This is a genomic window from Sphingobacteriales bacterium (assembly GCA_012517435.1).
Lineage (GTDB): Bacteria > Bacteroidota > Bacteroidia > CAILMK01 > JAAYUY01 > JAAYUY01.
This window is the reverse complement of the sequence record JAAYUY010000033.1, coordinates 1-1,875: the sequence shown is the minus strand read 5'-3', so window position 1 is coordinate 1,875 and position 1,875 is coordinate 1. Positions and strand designations below refer to the sequence as shown.

Sequence of the window (1,875 nt, the reverse complement as noted above, 5' to 3'; positions counted from 1 at the left end):
TTCTGTGTATTGCAAAAAAAAATAAAAAATAATTTGCAAACCCCATTAGAGGAATAATACTTTTGTGTCATCATTCTTGAGTTACAGCAACAGTCACAGATCAGTTCCCCCGTCCAAAACAGAGACGGGGTTTTTTTATGTCTAAATCCCTGAAATTACGTCCATTAACAATTTTATTTTGATATAATATGTCAGTTGTCAGAAAACCACAAAAGCTGACAAATGAGTCTGCAATTTTATAGTATTTTTCAATGCTTCAACTATTCTGCAAAAATGTCCCGGATCTTCCATTTGCCTGCCTTTGCGGGATTTGAGGTATTGGTAAAGGACTTTGTAACCTCCGATCTGGTATTCCCAATCTTCGGGTTCTATGTTGTCAAAATAACGAAATTCATTATGAGCCCAAACCTTTCTCTGATTCAAATTATGAATCACTGATTTTCCACATTTTTCTATTCCCTTTATCTTTGCCATGAAAAATCATCTGATAACTAGCTTATGACAGACGTATATAAACCAAAAAATCATATCAGAATTGTTACAGCAGCCTCATTGTTTGACGGGCATGATGCTGCTATCAATATCATGAGGAGGATCATTCAGGCAAGCGGTGCGGAAGTTATTCATCTGGGACACGATCGTTCAGTGCAGGAAATTGTGGATTGTGCCATTCAGGAAGATGTTCAGGCCATAGCTATCACCTCCTATCAGGGCGGGCATATTGAGTTTTTTAAATATATGTATGACCTGCTTCAGCAGGCAGGATGCGGACACATCAAAATTTTTGGAGGAGGAGGTGGCGTTATTCTTCCCGAAGAGATTGAAGAACTTCATGCGTATGGAATCACGAGAATTTATTCTCCCGATGATGGCCGTGCGATGGGTTTGCAGGGAATGATTAATGATTTGTTGATGAAATCTGATTTTCCGCTAAGGAATCAGTTGAATGGTGAAATTCAGAATCTGGATAAAAAAGATTTTAAATCCATTGCCCGGCTTATTTCAGCTGCGGAAAACTTTCCGGAAACGCTGAAGCAATATCACCTTGACTTTGCTGAAGACAGAAAATGCAGTGAAACACCGGTTCTTGGAATTACAGGCACGGGTGGTGCCGGAAAATCCTCAATGGTGGATGAACTGGTCAGAAGATTTTTGGAAGATTTTCCGGATAAAACGCTGGCAATCATTTCGGTAGATCCGACAAAACGAAAAACGGGAGGCGCTCTCCTTGGCGACAGAATACGAATGAATTCCATCCATTCTCCAAGGGTGTATATGCGGTCACTGGCAACACGTCAGTCTAATCTGGCCATGTCGAAATATGTAAAAGATGCCATTTGTATTTTATCAAAAGCAAAGTTTGACCTGATCATTCTCGAAACATCCGGAATTGGTCAATCCGATACAGAAATTGTCGATCACAGCGATGTATCCTTATACGTGATGACACCGGACTATGGTGCCGCTTCTCAGCTTGAAAAGATTGATATGCTTGATTTTGCTGATGTAATTGCATTAAACAAGTTTGATCACAGAGGAGCCATGGATGCCCTGAGGGATGTCAAAAAACAGTATCAGCGGAATCATCAGTTATGGGAAAAAAATCTGGATGAAATGCCTGTTTTCGGGACAATTGCTTCACAATTCAATGATCCCGGGGTTAATCAGTTATACAGGGCTATCATACAGAAAATAGCTGAGAAAACAGGCAAAACATTCCATACTTCATTTGAACATAGTGAAGAAATGTCGGAAAAGATATTCATCATACCGGCAAACCGAACCAGGTATTTGTCAGAAATCAGTGAAACGATCAGAAATTATAATGACTGGACAGAAAAACAGGCTGAAATAGCTCATCAGCTTCAGGGAATC

At 39.9% G+C, this 1,875-nt stretch carries 2 protein-coding genes; one reads left to right on the top strand and one right to left on the bottom strand.

Annotated features, from left to right (window positions below):
• Positions 1-198: 198 nt before the first annotated feature.
• Positions 199-474: a hypothetical protein gene (locus GX437_02080; protein ID NLJ06437.1), complete on the bottom strand. Its 276-nt coding sequence runs from the start codon at positions 472-474 to the stop codon at positions 199-201.
• A 24-nt stretch (positions 475-498) separates the two neighbouring features.
• Here GX437_02080 and GX437_02075 point away from each other — a divergent pair.
• Positions 499-1,875, top strand: a 1,377-nt coding sequence (locus GX437_02075) for a methylmalonyl-CoA mutase (GenBank protein ID NLJ06436.1), incomplete at its 3' end; no start/stop codon positions are given.